Genomic DNA, 17,484 nt, shown 5'->3' on the forward strand with positions numbered 1-17,484 from the left:
GGTGCCCATCGACAGTGCCGGGGCCGCGGGATAGTTTCTAGGTAATGGATCTTCCGGATGAGCCGGGGGCCGCTGGGGATGCCGATCGGATCGGGTCCGTTGACTGAAGGAGAAAACTAATGGCTATTTGGGGTGCAGACATTGCTCAGCTCAAGGCGCTCGGGACCAAGCTTCAGGCTGGTTCGTCCGAGATCGAGAAGGCCAAGTCGCAGCTGACGAAGGCTCTTGACAGCACCGACTGGAAGGGCCCGGATGCGGAGAAGTTCCGCAGCGAATGGTCCGGCCGCCACGTAACGGACCTGGCCCGGGTGGCCCGGGCACTGGAAGAGGCCGGCAAGCAGGCCAGCAAGAACGCTGCCCAGCAGGAAGAGGCTTCCCGCTAGGGAACGCCTGCCGCCGGCAACGCCGAAACGGATGCCCCGGACGCATAAAGCGCCCGGGGCATCCGTGCGCCTGGAGCCAGACATTGTCGGAGATCTAGGGCAGGATAGGTCTGTGAGCACAGGGAACACGGCAGCAGATACTGATACGCAAAGCAAGACCGGGGCAGGCACGCGCGAGGCGGACACCGCCCGTGAGCAGGTGCCCTCCGGTGCGGTGCGCGAGGAATATGAAAGCCTGGTGGAAGAGGTACGCAAGCACCGCTTCGCGTACTACCAGGAGGACGCGCCCATCATTTCGGACGCTGAGTTCGACGAGCTCTTCCGGCGCCTCGAAACAATCGAGGCAATGCACCCGGAACTCGTGGCCAACGACTCGCCCACCCAGGAAGTGGGCGGCGAAGTGTCCGCCGCCTTTGCCGCCGTCGAACATCTCCAGCGGATGTACAGCCTGGAGGACGTCTTTTCCCTTGAGGAACTTGAAGCGTGGATCGCCAAGGCGGAAGCGTCCGTGGTCAAACTGGGCAACGGCAGCGACGGACCCGCATGGCTGACTGAACTCAAGATCGACGGCCTGGCGGTCAACCTTCTTTACCGTGACGGCAAACTGGTCCGCGCCGCCACCCGGGGGGACGGCTACACCGGCGAGGACATCACCCACAACGTCCTGACCATCAAGGAGATCCCGCAGCAGTTGACCGGCGGGAACTATCCGGCCGAGATGGAGGTGCGCGGCGAGGTCTTCATTCCTTCCAAGGCCTTCGCCGAATTCAACGAGGCCCTGATCGAGGCCGGCAAGGCGCCGCTGGCCAACCCGCGCAACGCGGCCGCCGGCTCGCTCCGGCAAAAGGATCCCGCGGAAACTGCCAAGCGCCCGCTTCGCATGTACGTGCACGGCATCGGTGCCCGCGAAGGGCTGCAGACAGTCAGCCAGTCGGACACCTACCGCCAGCTTGCCGAGTGGGGTCTGCCCACCAGCCCGTACTTCGAGGTCCTCGGCAGCCTCAAGGAAGTGCTCGATTTCATCAAACGCTACGGCGACAAACGGCACAGCCTTACACACGAGATCGACGGCATCGTCGTCAAAGTGGACGATTTCGCCACCCAGCGCGCCCTCGGGTACACCTCGCGGGTGCCCCGCTGGGCCGTCGCCTACAAGTACCCGCCGGAGGAAGTCCACACCAAGCTGCTGGACATCGCGGTCAATGTCGGACGCACCGGACGCGTCACCCCCTACGGCATCATGGAACCCGTGAAGGTCGCCGGGTCCACAGTAGGAATGGCCACGCTGCACAACCAGGACGTGGTCAAAGCCAAGGGCGTGAAGATCGGCGACATCGTGGTGCTGCGCAAGGCCGGGGACGTCATCCCGGAGATCGTGGGGCCGGTGCTCGCCCTCCGTGACCAGCAGGATCCGCCCGTGCGGGACTTCGTGATGCCCACTGAATGCCCCTCCTGCGGGACGCCGCTCGCCCCGGGTAAGGAGGGGGACGTGGACATCCGCTGCCCCAACTCCCGCTCCTGCCCGGCGCAGCTGCGCGAACGCGTCTTCCACGTGGCCAGCCGCGGCGCCTTCGACATCGAAGCCCTCGGCTGGGAGGCGGCGATCGCCCTGACCCAGCCGGCGGAACCGGCGACGCCCCCGCTGACCAGCGAGGCCGCCCTCTTCCGGCTCACCCGCGAAGACCTTGCCGATGTCCGGATCCGTCGCGAGAAGCGGTCCAAGGGCGTGGCTACGGGCGAATTCGAACTCGTGCCGTATTTCTATACAAAAGGCACGGCCAAGTCCCCGTCCAAACCGACGGCCACCACGGAAAAACTGTTCACCGAGCTGGAAAAGGCCAAGTCCCAGCCGCTGTGGCGGGTCCTGGTCGCGTTGTCCATCCGGCACGTCGGCCCCCGGGCGTCGCGGGCGCTTGCCACGGCCTTCGGCTCGATGGACGCAATCCGTCAGGCCTCGGAGGAGGAACTCGCCCACGTCGACGGTGTGGGTCCGGTGATCGCGGCTGCACTGAAGGAATGGTTCGCCGAGGACTGGCACCGCGAAATCGTGGACGCCTGGGCCGAGGACGGCGTGCGGATGGAGGACGAGCAGGACGAATCCACCCCGCGGACCCTGGAAGGGCTGACGGTCGTGGTCACCGGAAGCCTTGAGGGCTTCAGCAGGGATGAAGCCAAGGAAGCCATCCTCATCCGCGGTGGCAAGGCGTCAGGATCCGTGTCCAAGAACACCAGCTACGTCGTGGCCGGCGAGAACGCCGGAACGAAGCTGGACAAGGCCGAACAGCTCGGCGTGCCGGTGCTGGACGAGGACGGCTTCCGCGCGCTGCTGGCCAACGGCCCCGCTGACTCCGGGGACGCGACCGGTTCGGCTGACTCCACCGGTTCGGCCGACTCCACCGGTCCGGCCGACTCTTCGGATCCCGCGGAAACCGAGGACCACCAGGAAGAGCAGACGCAATGAGCATCACGCCGTCGGATCTGCTGGAAGTGGCCAAAGCGGCAGCCGCGGCCGGGGCCGCGGTGCTCGCCACACGCAACGGCGACGCCCTGGACGTCAGCAACAAGGGAGCCTCGGGGGACTGGGTCACGGCCTTCGACGTCGCGGCTGAGAACGCCGTGCGTGAAGTCATCGGCCGTGTCCGGCCGCAGGACACTGTCACCGGCGAGGAACACGGCACCCTGAGCAGGGACAACCCCAGCGGATACCGCTGGTCAATCGACCCGCTGGACGGCACCACCAATTTCATCCGGAACATCGTCTACTACGGCACGTCGGTGGCAGTGGCCGATCCCGACGGCGTCTGGCTGGCCGGCGTCGTTAACGCCCCTGCCCTGGGCCGCGTCTACTATGCGTCGCGCGGGGGAGGCGCCTGGCTGGAGGAGCGGGGGCTGCGCACCCAGCTCACCGGGCCAGTGCCCGGCCGTGCCGGGCAGATCCTGGCCACCGGCTTTAGCTACGATCCCGGCGTCCGCGCCGAGCAGGCCGAAGCCCTCGGCGGCTTCATGGACGGTTTCGCCGATGTGCGCCGGCTGGGTTCCGCCGCCCTGGACCTGTGCCTGGTGGCGGACGGAACCCATGACGCCTTCGGGGAACGCGGACTCAACGAGCACGATTTCTCTGCGGGCGCCCTCATCGCCGAGGAAGCCGGCTGCTGGGTGCGCCGCCCGCGCCTGACGAGCCCCCTCGACGGCGGACCGTCGGACGAGGAACGCCTTGCCGCCTGGACGTGTGCCGGCACGCTTGAGCTGTCCGGCAAGTTTCCGCTTTGAGGTAGAGGGCAGGCGTGCACCCCGCTCAGGGGTGCGCCCCGCTCAGGCGTGCACCCCGCTTAGGCGTGCACGTCGGCCAGCCCGGCCGGCCCGGAATACCGGTTGAGCGGGCGCTCCAGTCCGTAGTGCCCCCGCAGCGTGTCGGCTGTGTATTCCGTCCGGAACAGGCCCCGCTGGCGCAGGACCGGCACCACGTGGTCCACAAAGGCCTCAAGCCCTGAGGGGAGCACCGCGGGCATGATGTTGAAACCGTCGGCCGCGCCGTTTTCAAACCAGAGCTGGATGGCATCTGCCACCTGCTCCGGAGTGCCCGAGAACGTTCGGTGCCCGCGCCCGCCACCCAGGCGGCCGATCAGCTGCCGGACCGTGAGCTGTTCGCGGCGGCCGAGCTCCACGATCAGGGTGTAGCGGCTCTTGGCACCCTGGATGGAATCCTCGTCCGGAAGATCCGCCGGCAGTTGCCGGTCCAGCGGGAGGTCGTCCGGGCTGACACCGAGGGTTTTGGCAAGTTCGATCCGCGCATACTCCGGACGGATCAGCTCGTCGAGTTCGCGCTCCAGCTCCTTGGCCTCGGCTTCTGTCCCGGCCAGCACGGGCACGATTCCGGGCAGGATCTTGATGCCTTCAGGGTCTCGTCCGGAGGCTGCGGTGCGGGCCTTGAGGTCGCTGTAGAAGCCCTGCGCGTCCTCGAGCGTCTGCTGCGCCGTGAACACGGCTTCGGCGTAACGTGCGGCGAGCCCCTTGCCGTCTTCGGAGGAGCCCGCCTGGACAATCAGCGGGTGACCCTGCGGGGACCGCGGAACGTTGAGCGGGCCGCGAACCCGGAAATGCTTGCCGACGTGGTCGATTGGCCTGACCTTGTCCGGGTCGGCCCAGACGCCCGCCTCCTTGTCCGCCACCACGGCGTCGTCATCCCAGCTGTCCCAGAGTTTGCCGGCGACGTCCAGGAACTCTGCCGCCCGCTCATAGCGCGTTGCGTGCGCGGGCTGGTCGTCGACGCCAAAGTTCCGGGCGGCGTCGGGCCCGGCGGTGGTGACGACGTTCCAGCCGGCACGGCCCCCGCTGACGAAGTCGACGGATGCAAAGCGCCTCGCGAGGTTGAACGGCTCGTTGTACGTGGTGGAAGCCGTGGCAATGAGGCCGATCTTCTCGGTGGCTGCGGCGATGGCGGTCAGCAGCACTGTCGGTTCGAGCTTTCCGGCCGGCCGGCGGCCCACGTTTCCGAAGATCACGGGCGAGTCGGCAAAGAAGATGGAATCGAACGTGCCCCGCTCGGCAATCCGGGCGAGGTTGCGGTAGTGGCTGATGTCCGTGCTGGCCCGGGGGTTGCTTTCGGGCAGCCGCCAGGACGCTTCGTGGTGGCCGGTACTCATGAGGAAGGCGTTGAGATGCAGGGTGCGCTGGTGGGATGCCATGGGAGTGTTCCTGTCTGTGGGGCGGCGTCGGTGGTGCCAATCAACCACAGCGGGAGGCGGGGCGGCCAGCACGGCCGACCACTGGGGCAATGCCCGGAAACACGGGGCAACACCCGGAAATACTGGGCAATGCCGTGCAACACGGGGCAACGCCCGGACACATAAAGGGCACCAGCGGGAGGCAAGCCGCGGAACAGGGGCCAGCTCCGGACTTAGTGATAGTTCAATCACGGAAACAGCCCTTTTTCGGGGCCGGGCGTGCGCCCGCGACTACCATGGACAAGTGCATCCGCAGATCCTCATTCGTCCCGCCGTTCCGGCAGATTTCGACGCCGTAGCCCGCATCACGCGGGACGCCTACCTCGCCGCCGGGTACTTCGCGAGTGCCGACCACCCCTACATGCTGCAGATCCAGGACGTGGCCAAACGGGCCGGCCAGGCCACCATCTGGGTCGCCGAACGGGCCGGACGCATCGTCGGTTCGGTAACGCTCGCCGTCGCCGGTGAACCTTTTGCGGACATCGCGCTGCCGGACGAACTCGAATTCCGCATGCTCGTGGTGGACCCGTCGGTCCAGCGCAGCGGCGCAGGCAAGGCCATGGTCGAGGCGATCATCAACCATGCGAAGTCGCTGCACGGCATTAAGGCCGTGGCACTGACCACCGGCCGCACGTGGGAGAGTGCGCACGGGCTGTACCGGAAGACAGGCTTCCACCGCGTTCCTGAGCGCGACTGGTTCGTGACGGATACCGACATAAAGCTGCTGGTTTACCGGCTCGAGGTGTAGCCGCCCTAAAGTGGTGCCGACTCAAGGCACCATCGAAAGGCACACCCATGCGCAAGACATTCGGCTCCGGCTCCTCGTGGGAGCAGACCCTCGGCTATTCCCGTGCAGTCCAGGTGGACAACACCCTGTATATCTCCGCCACCGCGGCGAGCGGTGACAACGGAATCGTGGGTGAGGGCTTCTACACGCAGACCAGGTTCATCCTGGAAAAGCTGGGCGCCGTCCTGGCCGAGGCCGGTTTTGAGTACAGCGACGTGGTGCAGTCCAAGCTGTACCTGACCGACATCAGCAAGTGGGAAGACGCCGGCCGGGCCCACGGTGAAGTTTTTGGCGAGATTCGCCCCACCCTGTCGCTGGTCCACGTGCTGCCGTTCCTGGATCCCAAGATGCTGGTGGAGATCGAACTCGTGGCCCAGAAGAGCGCCAGCTAGCCCCCAAGGGGGAACCGACATCCTCCGCGTGCTCGCTCGTCCATCGCTTATACGCACGCTTCCGGATGCCTGTTCCGCCTTGCGGCATTCGGCGGTTACCGTGCCGCGGCGGGGGTTTATTTAGCCGGGAGGCCGTAGCGGTGTTCCGGGCGGCCCGTGGTGCCGTACCGGAGTTGGATGTCGACGGCGCCGTCGTCCGCCAGCGAGGACAGGTACCGCTGGGCGGTGGCCCGGGACACCCCTACCCGCCCGGCGACTTCGGCCGCGGAATACTGCTCCCCGGGCACCAGCGATTCCAGCACGGCGGCTTCGGTGGCGGAGCGTGGCTTGGCCGAGGGCGTGACGTCGCCGGGAATCAGCGAACGCTTGGCCCGCTCCACCGTGTCCTGGTCCAGTGCACCCGGCTGGGCCAGGATCCGCCGGTACCGGGCATAGGAGCGGAGCTGCTGCGACAGGGACTCCGCCGTGAACGGCTTCAGCAGGTACCCTAGGGCGCCGCGACGGAACGCCACCCGCAGCGACGCCGCGTCCGAGGCCGCACTCAGGATCATGGTGTCCACGTCCAGCTGGCCGAGCAGGTCAAGTCCGGACGCATCAGGCAGGTACACATCCAGCAGCACCAGGTCCGGGCGCAGGCTGTGGATGGCCTGCAGCGCCAGCGATGCCGAACCCGCGGGCGGCAGCGCCATGAAACCCGCCACCGAATCAACATAGGCCGCGTGCAGCTTGGCGACGTGGAAATCGTCATCCACAATCAGGACCCTTAAATCCTCAGCCATCGGTGTCCTTCCCGACATCGTTGTCCCTTCCGATAAACCTGTCCTCCGTGAGGGGCTTCTCCCGTCCGGGCGAGTCGGCGGTGGTCCGCGGCAGCGTCGCCATAAAGACAGCACCCGGTCCGCCGGGGGAGCCGGGCTCCAGGACCCTGACGTCTCCGCCGCGGCGCCGCGCAAGCTGCCGGGCAAGGGCCAGCCCCAGCCCCTGCCCGCCGCCGGCACGCGCCGGCCGTGCCGACGTCGTAAACCCTTCGGCGAACACGGCCTCCGCGCCGGGTCCGTCCGCCCCGCCTGCCGCGGATTCGACGGCCAGGCCGTCACCGGAATCCCCGACGACGATATGCAGCGTGCCGCCGCCGGCTCCCGGTTCGTCCAGCAGCTCCACCTCCACCCAGCGGTCCGCGGCGGAACCGGCGACGGCGGCGTTCACGGCGTTATCGATCAGGTTCCCGAGCACCGTGGTGACGTCCTGCGGCTCGGTGACCTGGCCGCGCACCAGCGTTTCGGGACCGATGCGCAGCGTCACGCCGCGTTCGTCCGCTTCCACGCCCTTGGCGCCCACGAACGCCTGCAGGTAGGGGTCCTGAAGGAGTTCGGCCTGGTCCACGGGGAACTTCAGCGGTCCCGTGGCAGCCAGCCGCGCCAGGTACTCCCGGGCCTGCTGGTGTTGCCCGATGCTCATGAAGCCGGCAATGGTGTGCAGCTGGTTGGCAAATTCGTGGCGCTGCGCCCGCAGCGCCGTGGACATGGTGCCCACGGCGTCCAGTTGGCGGGTCAGGTGCTGGAGCTCGGTGCGGTCGCGGAGCATCACCACCCAGCCCAGGTCCTCCTGCCGGTGCAGGGCCTTGCGGGCACTTGCCACCAGCACGCGGCCGCCGGCGATGACTTCGACGGCTTCGGCCTCGGCGGCATCCGGCAGGGTGAGAGCCTTCAGCTGCTCCGGGACCGGCGCCTGGGTCCATGGCGTGCCGGCGAGGTCCGGCCGGTCGAGGAGCCGCTGGGCGGCAGCATTGAAGACGCTGATCCTGCCGTCGGCCGAAACGCCGATCACGCCGTCGTCAACCCCCTGGAGAACCGCCACCTGGTCGTGGACCAGCGTGCTGATCTCCTCTGGCTCCAGGCCGAGCGTCAGCCGCTGCAGGCGGCGGCGCAGCAGGAACGAGGCCAGGATTCCGGCGAGCAGCGACCCGGCCGCGGTCAGGAGAATAGGCGTGATGTCGCGGGCGAGGCTCTGCACGATGTTCTCGGTGGAATATCCCACGCTGACCTCGCCCACCACTGTGTCCGAATCCGGCGCGAAGACGGGCACCTTGGCACCCGCCGAGGGCCCCAGCGTCCCGGTGTTCCGCGTGGTCACCTCCTTGCCCGAAAGAGCTTCGGAGGGATCAGTGCTGACCTTCTCACCCAGCCGGTCGGCGTCCGGATGGGCCAGCCGCAGGCCGGTTTCATCGGTGATCACCACGAACAGCGCTCCCGTGCGGGTCCGGGCACCTTCGGCCACCGCCATCAGCGGGCCGGCCAGCAGCACCGACGCCGGGGGAGTGCCCGCTTCGCGGCTGATGGCCTGGACCTCCTGGCGGACCGCAGGATCAGAGGCAACAGTGCGGGCCAGCGTGAGCGCCTGGTTCTCGGCCTCCCGGCCCAGGCGCTCATACGTCAGCCAGGCATGCACGGCGCCGCTGAGCAGCACCACCAGCAAAACCACTCCGAGCTGGAGTAGCAGGGTCTGGGTGGAGAAACGCAGCGGCTGCCTCGGTGACGGACGCTTCATTGCCCTCCTGACGGGGTGGTGCTGACGGGTTGTGGCCTGCTGAGCTAAATGAGCAAAATGCTCCCAATAAGCAGTATGCCAATCAATTGAACCAAAGGCACTGCCGTGACGCGGGCCACTCTAACGTCTGTAGTGCGCATCACACCGGAGTGGTGCCACTGACTGACAAAGGAGCCGGCCGTGCTGGTATTACTTGGATTCGCCATGATCGCGGTATTCATGGTGCTGATCATGACGAAGAAGTTGACGCCAGTGCTGGCGCTGATCATCGTCCCCACCGTTTTCGGGCTTTTCGCCGGAGCGGGGCTGGGCCTCGGGGACATGGTCATGGACTCCATGAAGTCCATGACGTCGACCGCAGCCCTGCTGATGTTCGCCATCATCTACTTCGGCCTGATGATCGACGTCGGGCTGTTCGACCCCCTGGTGCGGTTCATCCTCCGCAAGCTGGGCAACGACCCCGCCAAGGTGGTGCTGGGCACCGCCATCCTGGCCGCCGCAGTGTCCCTGGACGGTGACGGCTCCACCACCTTCATCCTCACCACGGCCGCCATGCTGCCCGTCTACCTGCGCCTGAAGATGAGCCCAGTGGTCCTGACCTGCGTCGCGGGCCTCGCCAACGGAACCATGAACATCCTGCCCTGGGGCGGCCCCACGGCCCGCGCCGCCACGGCGTTGAAGATCGACGTCAACGACGTCTTCGTCCCCATGATTCCGTCCCTGATCGCAGGCCTCGTTGTGGTCTTCGCCTTCGCTTGGCTGCTGGGTCTGCAGGAACGCAACCGCCTCCGCGCCACCGCACCGGAAATCTGGGGCGTGCCGGATACGGCAGAAGAGTTCGACGGCGGTACCGGCGGCGCCCGCCCGGCCGGCGGTTCCGGTACCGGACGCAAGGGTTCCGGTCCTGCCGGAACCGCCCCTGCAGGTGTCTCCCCGGCGGGCTCCTCCGTTGCCGTGCTCGAGCGCCCCGAATCCCTCGTGGACGATCACGACTCCGCCATGGCGGAAACCGCCCTGGACCCGAACCGCAAGACCCTGCGCCCCAAGCTGTTCTGGTTCAACCTTGGCCTGACGGTTGCCGTCATGGTCACGCTCGTCGCCAACGTCATTCCGCTCCCGTTCGTCTTCATGGTGGGCTCCGCCATCGCCCTGCTGGTCAACTTCCCCAAGGTCAAGGACCAGGGTGCCCAGCTGATCGCCCACGCTCCGTCCATCGTGGCCGTGGTCAGCATGGTCATGGCCGCGGCGGTCCTCACCGGTGTCCTGAAGGGCACCGGCATGGTCGAGGCCATGTCCGGCTGGCTCGTCCAGATCATCCCCACCAGCATGGGCCCGTTCATGGCCGTCATCACCGGCGTGCTCAGCATCCCCATGACGTTCTTCATGAGCAACGACGCCTTCTACTTCGGCGTCCTCCCCGTACTGAGCGAGACCGCTGCCCACTACGGCGTCAGCGCTGCCGACATGGCGCGGGCCTCCATCACCGGCCAGCCGTTCCACCTGCAGAGCCCGCTGGTTCCGGCCATCCTGCTGCTCGTGTCGCTCGCCAAGGTGGACCTCGGCGACCACCACAAGAAGGTGCTGTGGCGTACCGCGGTTATCTCGCTCGTCATGCTCGGTGTCGGGATGCTGACGGGAGCCATCGGCATCGGCTAGGGTGAAGCTGCCTGCGGCTGTGGGCTGCTTGCAGCTGGCGCCGCAGGTCGGTGCTGCCCGTCTGACGCCCGCTGGGGGTCGTCAGGCGGGCACACTGTTGCAACGTAGACTATGGGGGAAACCAAAACTACATTGCAGGGGAGATCCATGGCTGCGATCAACCGCGACGACGTCGCGCATCTCGCGCGTCTCGCGCACATCGAGATGAGTGCTGAAGAGCTGGACCGGATGGCCGGCGAACTCGCCGTCATCGTCGAATCAGTGAAGTCCGTAAGTGAAGCCGCCGGTGATGATGTCCCGGCCACGTCCCACCCGATTCCGTTGACGAACGTGTTCCGCGAGGACGTTGTGGGCCACACCTTCACATCCGAGCAGTCCCTGAGCGGCGCCCCTGACGCATACGAAGGCCGCTTCAAGGTTCCGGCCATCCTGGATGAGGACTGATACATGACTGAGAACAACGTACTGATCCGCCTCTCCGCCGCCGCGCTCGCCGAAAAGCTCGCAGCCGGCGAGGTCACCTCCGTTGAGGTCACCCAGGCCTACCTGGACCGCATCGCAGCGGTTGACGGCGGTCCCCGGGGAGTGCACGCCTTCCTGCACGTCAACACCGAGGAGGCGCTCGCCGTCGCCGCGGAGGTGGACGCCATCCGCGCCGCAGGCGGCGCCGCGGCAGCAGAACTCCATGAACTCGCCGGTGTTCCCATCGCCGTCAAGGACCTCATCGTCACCGTCGGCCAGCCGACCACGGCCGGCTCCAAGATCCTCGAAGGCTGGCACAGCCCGTACGACGCCACGGTGGTCAAGCGCCTGCGCGACGCCAAAATGCCCATCCTGGGCAAAACCAACCTGGACGAATTTGCCATGGGCTCCTCCACGGAGCACTCGGCCTACGGCCCCACCCGCAACCCGTGGGACCTGGACCGGATCCCGGGCGGCTCCGGCGGCGGCTCGGCTGCCGCCGTCGCCGCGTTTGAAGCACCCCTTGCCCTCGGAACCGATACCGGCGGATCCATCCGCCAGCCGGGCGCCGTCACCGGCACCGTGGGCGTCAAGCCCACCTACGGCAGCGTTTCCCGCTACGGCGCCATCGCGATGGCTTCCTCGCTGGACCAGATCGGCCCGGTCTCCCGCACCGTGCTGGACTCTGCCCTGCTGCACCAGGTCATCGGCGGCCACGATCCGCACGACTCCACGTCCCTGCCGGACCCGCTGGAAGACCTCGTTGCGGCCGCCCGGACGGGCAACGTGGACGGCATGAAGATCGGCATCATCAAGGAACTCCACGGCGAGGGTTACCAGGCCGGCGTCGAGAACCGTTTCAACGAATCGCTCGAACTGCTCAAGCAGGCCGGCGCGGAAATCGTTGAGGTCTCCTGCCCCAACTTCAAGTACGCATTGGGCGCCTACTACCTGATCATGCCCTCGGAGGCTTCCTCCAACCTGGCCAAGTTCGACGGCGTCCGGTACGGCCTGCGGGTCCTGCCCAAGGATGCGCCGCTCACCATCGAACGCGTCATGGGTGCCACCCGCGCCGCAGGCTTCGGCGACGAAGTGAAGCGCCGCATCATCCTGGGCACCTACGCGCTCAGCGCCGGCTACTACGACGCCTACTACGGCTCGGCCCAGAAAGTCCGCACCCTGATCCAGCGCGACTTCGAGACCGCGTTCGCCCAGGCGGATGTGCTGATTTCCCCGACGGCGCCCACCACGGCGTTCAAGCTCGGCGAGAAGCTGAACGACCCCCTGGCCATGTACCTCAACGACGTCGCTACCATCCCGGCCAACATGGCCGGCGTCCCGGGCCTGTCCCTGCCGGGCGGCCTGGCGGATGAGGACGGGTTGCCGGTCGGCATCCAGCTCCTCGCCCCGGCGCGCCAGGATGCGCGCCTGTACCGCGTGGGTGCGGTGCTCGAATCACTGCTCGAGGCGCAGTGGGGCGGACCGCTGCTGGACAAGGCGCCGGAATTGGCCACTTCGGTGGTCGGGTCAGCCGAGACCCTCGAAACCCAGGAGGCAAAATAATGAGCACTGACGCAACCCTGAGCTTCGAAGAGGCCATGGAGAAGTACGATCCCGTCCTGGGCTTCGAGGTCCACGTGGAGCTCAACACCAAGACCAAGATGTTCTCCTCCGCCCCGAACGTTTTCGGCGACGAGCCCAACACCAACGTCAACGAGGTGGACCTGGGCATGCCCGGCGTGCTGCCCGTCGTGAACAAGACCGCTATTGAGTCCTCCATCAAGATCGGCCTGGCGCTCAACTGCAAGATCGCCGAAACCTGCCGCTTCGCCCGGAAGAACTACTTCTACCCGGACACCCCGAAGAACTTCCAGACCTCCCAGTACGACGAACCCATCGCGTACGACGGCTACCTGGACATCGAGCTCTCCGACGGCACCGTGTTCCGCGTCGAAATCGAGCGCGCCCACATGGAAGAGGACGCCGGCAAGCTGACGCACATGGGCGGGTCCGCGGGCCGCATCCAGGGTGCCGACTACTCGCTGGTGGACTACAACCGCTCCGGTGTTCCGTTGGTGGAGATCGTCACCAAGCCGATCCAGGGCGCCGGCAGCCGCGCGCCTGAGCTGGCCAAGGCCTATGTTGCCGCCGTTCGTGAAATCGTGAAGAACCTCGGCGTTTCGGACGCGAAGATGGAACGCGGCAACGTGCGCTGCGACGCGAACGTGTCGCTGCGTCCCCACGGCCGCGAACGCTTCGGCATCCGTTCCGAGACGAAGAACGTGAACTCGCTGCGCGCCGTCGAACACGCCGTCCGCTACGAAATCCAGCGGCACGCCGCCGTGCTGGACTCGGGCGAGCCGGTCATCCAGGAAACGCGCCACTGGCACGAGGACACCCGCTCGACGACGTCGGGCCGGGCCAAGTCCGACGCCGACGACTACCGCTACTTCCCGGAGCCGGACCTCGTTCCGATCGTTGCCTCCCGCGAATGGGTGGAGGAGCTTCGCGCCACCCTGCCGGAGCCGCCGGCCGAGCGCCGCAAGCGCCTGCAGGCCGACTGGGGCTACTCGGACCTGGAATTCCGCGACGTGGTCAACGCCGGCGTCATGGACGAGATCGAAGAGACCATCGCCGCCGGCGCCACGGCAACCGTGGCCCGCAAGTGGTGGATGGGCGAGATCGTCGGCCGCGCCAAGAACGCCGACGTGGACCCCGGCCAGCTGGGCGTCAAGCCGGAAACCATCGTGGAACTGAACAAGATGGTGGAAGCCGGCAAGATCAACAACAAGATGGCCGCCGAGGTCCTCGACGGCGTCCTCGCCGGCGAAGGCACCCCCGCGGAGATCGTGGAGAAGCGCGGCCTGGCCGTGGTCTCCGACGACGGCCCCCTCCTGGAAGCCATCGATGCGGCCCTCGCCGCGCAGCCGGACGTCGCTGACAAGATCCGCGGCGGCAAGGTGCAGGCGATCGGTGCGATCGTGGGCGGCGTCATGAAGGCCACCCGCGGGCAGGCTGACGCCGGACGCGTCCGCGAGCTGATCCTGCAGCGCCTCGGCGTCGAAGGCTAAGCCACCCGATTTAACCCAACTGGGTCGCAGTTAACGTCGTTATGAGCGCTCATAACGACATCTACTGCGACCCAGTTGGGCTTTAAGGGGAGACGAGCCCGGCCATGATGTCTTCGAGGGCGTCGCAGACGATCATTACCGAGGTCCGTTTGAGGTTTTCCGGCCGGGCCAGGATGTCGATCCGGCGCCGGGTGCTGATGCCCTGCAGCGGCCGGAGCACGATCTCCGGGTTCAGCACCGGCCGCGCGGTGTGCCGCGGCAACAGCCCGATGACACTGCCCGTGGCCACGAGTCCCGCCACGGTGGAATAGTCGTTGATCCGGTGGACAATGTTCAGCTCCCGGCTGGACACCGCGGCGACGGCGGACAGCACGTCCGCGGGGGAGTAGCCGGTGTGGCTGGTCACCCACGGTTCGCCGACGACGTCGTGCGCCGTCAGGGTTTCCTTGCCCGCCAGCCGGTGCCCGGCGGACAACGCCACGTCCAGCGGCTCGTGTGCGAGCGGGATGACGGCCACCCGCTCCTCCGGCCACCGCGGGCTGTGGTCCATCCGGTGCGCCAGCACCAGATCGTACCGGGCAGTCAGTGCGGGGAAGTCCTGCTGGGCAACATCCTCGTCGGACAGCAGCACCCTGGGTTTGTCCGGTGAGTCCAGCAGCCGGGCCAGGGGCGCAAAGAGTGCCTGGCCGGCGCTGTGAAAGCCGCTCACCGTCACCGGTGCCACCGTGGAGCCGTGGTACGCGCCGATCGCCATCCGCGCATCGGCCATCGCGCTGACGACGGCGGCACCGGCGTCGGCCAGTGCCTGGCCGGCCTCGGTGAGCACCAGGTTCCGGCCTTCCTTTCGCGTCAGCGGGACGTCCACGCTGCGCTGCAGCGCAGCCAGTTGCTGGGACACGGCCGAGGGGGTGACCACGAGCGTTTCGGCGACCGCTTTGACGCTGCCGAGGGCGCCCAGTTCCCGGAGCATTTCCAGCTGATGGATTTCCATGCCTTGAGTCTATTGCTTAGACATTTCTAAATCGTCGATTGAGAAGAATTCGGTTGTGCTAATGCTTCTTTGTGGTTCTAATGAAGGGAGCCAGCCCCGCCGCACCCCCGGGAGGGCGCCACATTCCTGAGAGTAAAACCAAGAGTAAGGAAGCCAATGAAGGCTCTGTACAAAGCCGGCGCACACGCCGGGTTTGAGTTGGTGGACCGGCCCGAGCCGGAAACCGGCCCCGGCGACGTGAAGATCCGCGTGATGACCACCGGGATCTGCGGCACGGACCTTCACATCCAGTCCTGGGATGCCTGGGCCCAGAGCATGATCGAGGCTCCGCTGATCGCCGGCCACGAGTTCTACGGCGAAGTGGTGGAAATCGGCGAGGACGTCCGCGACGTCAAGGTGGGCGACCGGGTCTCCGGCGAAGGCCACATTGTCTGCGGCATCTGCCGCAACTGCCGCGCCGGCCGCCGCCAGATGTGCATCCACACCGTGAGCGTAGGGGTCCAGCGTGACGGGGCCTTCGCCGAGTATGTGGTCATCCCCGAGACCAACGTCTGGGTCCACCAGGATCCTTCGGTCACGCCCGAACTTGGCGCCATCTTCGATCCCTTCGGCAATGCCGTCCACACCGCCCTGAGCTTCCCGCTGGTGGGCGAGGACGTGCTGATCACCGGGGCCGGGCCGATCGGACTGATGGCCATTGCCGTGGCCCGCCACGCCGGCGCCCGGAAGATCGCCATCACCGATGTCTCCGCGCCGCGCCTCGAACTGGCCCGCCAGCTCGGCGTGGACCTTGCCATCGACGTCTCGAAGATGCGCGTCAGGGATGCCCAGCGCGAACTGGGCATGCGCGAAGGGTTCGACATCGGCATGGAAATGTCCGGGCACCCCACCGCCCTGCCGGAGATGATCGACAACATGAACCACGGCGGCCGGATCGCGATGCTGGGGCTGCCCAGCCAGTCCATCGACATCGACTGGGGCAAGGTGGTGACGCATATGCTGACCATGAAGGGCATCTACGGGCGCGAAATGTTCGAAACCTGGTACGCCATGAGCGCCATGCTGTCCTCCAACCCTGTCCTGCATGCCAACATCTCGGCGGTGGTCACGGACACCCTGCCCGCCACGGACTGGGAAAAGGGCTTCGACGTTGCCCGCGCCGGTGTGGGCGGCAAAGTTGTCCTCGACTGGACCGTTTTCTAGACCCTGCAATACTTTCCGGCACCGATTAACGATTCACCCCGCTGAGGAGCACACCCCATGTATTCAGCCATCAAGGACCAGCTGCAGAACGAGCTGGACGAGATCCGCACGGCAGGCCTGTTCAAGACGGAACGCCACATCGACTCGCCCCAGGCCAGCCACATCACGGCGGGCCAGATCGGCGAGGCCGGTGCCGACGTGTTGAACTTCTGCGCCAACAACTACCTGGGCCTGGCGGACCACCCGGAGATCATTGCCGCCGCGAAGGCCGCCATGGACGAGCGCGGCTTCGGCATGGCCAGCGTGCGCTTCATCTGTGGAACCCAGGACCTGCACCTGGCACTGGAGGCGCGCGTCTCCAAGTTCCTGGGCACCGAGGACACCATCCTGTTCTCCAGCTGCTTCGACGCCAACGGCGGCGTGTTTGAGTCCCTCTTCGGGCCCGAAGACGCCGTCATCTCCGACGCCCTGAACCACGCGTCCATCATTGATGGCATCAGGCTCTGCAAGGCCCGGCGGTTCCGCTACGCCAACCGCGACATGGCGGACCTCGAAGCGAAACTGATCGAGGCCACCACGCAGGAGAACCCGGCCCGCCGCAAGATCATCGTGACGGACGGCGTCTTCTCCATGGACGGCTACCTCGCGCCGCTCGAAGCCATCTGCAACCTGGCCGAAAAGTACGATGCCCTGGTGATGGTGGACGACTCGCACGCCGTGGGATTTATGGGCGCCACCGGTGCGGGAACCCCCGAGCACGCCGGGGTAGGACACCGGGTGGACATCTACACCGGTACGTTCGGCAAGGCGCTGGGCGGGGCCTCCGGCGGCTACGTCTCCGGCCGGGCCGAAGTGGTGGCCATGCTCCGCCAGAAGGCGCGCCCCTACCTGTTCTCCAATTCCCTCGCGCCCGCCATCGTGGCCGCCACGCTGAAGGCCCTGGACCTCGTGGAGAACTCCGCCGAACTGCGTTCCAAACTGTTCGCCAACGCTGGACTGTTCCGGAGCCGGATGGCGGAAGAAGGCTTTGACCTGCTCGACGGCGAGCACGCCATCGTGCCGGTGATGTTCGGGGACGCCGTGGTAGCGGCGAAGGTGGCAGACCGGATGCTCCGGCACGGAGTGTTTGTCACCGCCTTCAGCTACCCCGTAGTTCCCAAGGGGGCCGCCCGGATCCGGGTCCAGCTCTCCGCCGCCCACAGTGCCGAGGACGTCGAAGCCTGCGTCCGGGCATTCGTGGACAGCCGCGACGCGGTGGGAGCCTAGGG

General features: G+C 66.8%; 15 protein-coding genes. 11 read left to right on the top strand and 4 right to left on the bottom strand.

Annotated elements, in window-relative coordinates:
- The first annotated feature begins 119 nt into the window (after positions 1-119).
- The 3 genes from ACSQ12_RS06740 to ACSQ12_RS06750 all read left to right on the top strand — a co-directional run bounded on the left by ACSQ12_RS06740 (position 120) and on the right by ACSQ12_RS06750 (position 3,653).
- Positions 120-383: a hypothetical protein gene (locus tag ACSQ12_RS06740; RefSeq protein WP_011691158.1), complete on the top strand. Its 264-nt coding sequence runs from the start codon at positions 120-122 to the stop codon at positions 381-383.
- A gap of 112 nt (positions 384-495) precedes the next feature.
- On the top strand, positions 496-2,844 hold the full coding sequence (gene ligA, locus ACSQ12_RS06745) for an NAD-dependent DNA ligase LigA (RefSeq protein WP_436064827.1): 2,349 nt from the start codon (positions 496-498) through the stop codon (positions 2,842-2,844).
- Complete coding sequence (locus ACSQ12_RS06750; protein ID WP_436064828.1) at positions 2,841-3,653, top strand: inositol monophosphatase family protein; 813 nt, start codon at positions 2,841-2,843, stop codon at positions 3,651-3,653. Before ligA ends, ACSQ12_RS06750 begins: the two co-directional genes overlap by 4 nt.
- 59 nt (positions 3,654-3,712) lie before the next feature.
- Here ACSQ12_RS06750 and ACSQ12_RS06755 read toward each other — a convergent pair whose 3' ends face one another.
- Positions 3,713-5,068 carry an LLM class flavin-dependent oxidoreductase gene (locus ACSQ12_RS06755; protein WP_436064829.1) on the bottom strand — a complete coding sequence of 452 codons (1,356 nt, stop codon included), beginning with the start codon at positions 5,066-5,068 and terminating at the stop codon, positions 3,713-3,715.
- Between the two features lie 283 nt (positions 5,069-5,351).
- Between ACSQ12_RS06755 and ACSQ12_RS06760 the strand changes: the two genes are divergently transcribed.
- Positions 5,352-5,855 (top strand): GNAT family N-acetyltransferase, encoded by a 504-nt coding sequence (locus tag ACSQ12_RS06760; protein ID WP_436064830.1) that lies wholly within the window; start codon positions 5,352-5,354, stop codon positions 5,853-5,855.
- Between the two features lie 47 nt (positions 5,856-5,902).
- Entirely contained in the window at positions 5,903-6,286 is a 384-nt protein-coding gene (locus ACSQ12_RS06765) for a RidA family protein (RefSeq protein WP_209746372.1), read from the top strand.
- 116 nt (positions 6,287-6,402) lie between these two features.
- Here the strand turns inward: ACSQ12_RS06765 and ACSQ12_RS06770 are convergent, their stop codons facing one another.
- Both ACSQ12_RS06770 and ACSQ12_RS06775 read right to left on the bottom strand, forming a co-directional pair.
- A complete protein-coding gene (locus ACSQ12_RS06770; RefSeq protein ID WP_209746370.1) occupies positions 6,403-7,065 on the bottom strand; it encodes a response regulator in 663 nt (220 codons plus the stop codon).
- Positions 7,058-8,833, bottom strand: a complete 1,776-nt coding sequence (locus ACSQ12_RS06775) for an ATP-binding protein (protein ID WP_436064831.1) — start codon at positions 8,831-8,833, stop codon at positions 7,058-7,060. Before ACSQ12_RS06775 ends, ACSQ12_RS06770 begins: the two co-directional genes overlap by 8 nt.
- 180 nt (positions 8,834-9,013) lie before the next feature.
- Here ACSQ12_RS06775 and ACSQ12_RS06780 point away from each other — a divergent pair, with 180 nt between their 5' ends.
- From ACSQ12_RS06780 to gatB, 4 genes are all read left to right on the top strand, one after another.
- Positions 9,014-10,489, top strand: coding sequence for a CitMHS family transporter (locus ACSQ12_RS06780; RefSeq protein WP_436064832.1), 1,476 nt, complete (start codon positions 9,014-9,016; stop codon positions 10,487-10,489).
- Between the two features lie 147 nt (positions 10,490-10,636).
- On the top strand, positions 10,637-10,933 hold the full coding sequence (gene gatC / locus ACSQ12_RS06785; RefSeq protein WP_043479953.1) for an Asp-tRNA(Asn)/Glu-tRNA(Gln) amidotransferase subunit GatC: 297 nt from the start codon (positions 10,637-10,639) through the stop codon (positions 10,931-10,933).
- 3 nt (positions 10,934-10,936) lie between these two features.
- Positions 10,937-12,514, top strand: a complete 1,578-nt coding sequence (gene gatA, locus ACSQ12_RS06790) for an Asp-tRNA(Asn)/Glu-tRNA(Gln) amidotransferase subunit GatA (protein ID WP_436064833.1) — start codon at positions 10,937-10,939, stop codon at positions 12,512-12,514.
- Positions 12,514-14,022 carry an Asp-tRNA(Asn)/Glu-tRNA(Gln) amidotransferase subunit GatB gene (gene gatB / locus ACSQ12_RS06795; RefSeq protein ID WP_436064834.1) on the top strand — a complete coding sequence of 503 codons (1,509 nt, stop codon included), beginning with the start codon at positions 12,514-12,516 and terminating at the stop codon, positions 14,020-14,022. Before gatA ends, gatB begins: the two co-directional genes overlap by 1 nt.
- Before the next feature lie 82 nt (positions 14,023-14,104).
- On the opposite strand, the gene ACSQ12_RS06800 is transcribed toward gatB, so the two are convergent.
- Positions 14,105-15,013 (bottom strand): LysR family transcriptional regulator, encoded by a 909-nt coding sequence (locus ACSQ12_RS06800; protein ID WP_436064835.1) that lies wholly within the window; start codon positions 15,011-15,013, stop codon positions 14,105-14,107.
- Positions 15,014-15,169: 156 nt separating this feature from the next.
- On the opposite strand from ACSQ12_RS06800, the gene tdh reads away from it, so the two are divergent.
- Positions 15,170-16,216 carry an L-threonine 3-dehydrogenase gene (gene tdh / locus ACSQ12_RS06805; protein WP_436064836.1) on the top strand — a complete coding sequence of 349 codons (1,047 nt, stop codon included), beginning with the start codon at positions 15,170-15,172 and terminating at the stop codon, positions 16,214-16,216.
- Between the two features lie 57 nt (positions 16,217-16,273).
- The gene (locus ACSQ12_RS06810) at positions 16,274-17,482 is read left to right on the top strand and encodes a glycine C-acetyltransferase (RefSeq protein WP_209746359.1); all 1,209 of its coding nucleotides are present in this window, start codon (positions 16,274-16,276) and stop codon (positions 17,480-17,482) included.
- Positions 17,483-17,484: the final 2 nt, after the last annotated feature.

Source organism: Arthrobacter sp. LjRoot14, assembly GCF_964253905.1.
GTDB lineage: Bacteria > Actinomycetota > Actinomycetes > Actinomycetales > Micrococcaceae > Arthrobacter.